Source organism: Erythrobacter sp. (assembly GCF_038133525.1).
Taxonomy (GTDB): Bacteria; Pseudomonadota; Alphaproteobacteria; order Sphingomonadales; family Sphingomonadaceae; genus Qipengyuania.
The window spans coordinates 7,262-7,478 of sequence record NZ_JAYPTL010000096.1; the positions used below are offsets into that span (position 1 = coordinate 7,262).

Sequence of the window (217 nt, forward strand, 5' to 3'; positions counted from 1 at the left end):
CGTCCAGGTTGTTTGCGTCTCTGCCGACCTTGAGGCCGACCGATCGATACAGTCGCACGGTCAGCTCGTTGATACGCTTGATCTTGCCTTGGCTAGTCCCCATCGCGCTGCCGGCATCGACACGAAGCGTCCGCAGCGTCGAGTTATAGCTCAAGCCAGCGTGAGCTTTGGTGACGTAACGGTCGAGCGTGACTGCGCCGGAGCTCACAGTCTTAGG

The 217-nt window shown here is 59.9% G+C and carries 1 protein-coding gene; it reads right to left on the reverse strand.

Annotated elements, in window-relative coordinates:
* Window positions 1-217: hypothetical protein (locus AAFM29_RS16120; protein WP_341713786.1), on the reverse strand; the 217-nt coding region annotated here is incomplete at both ends.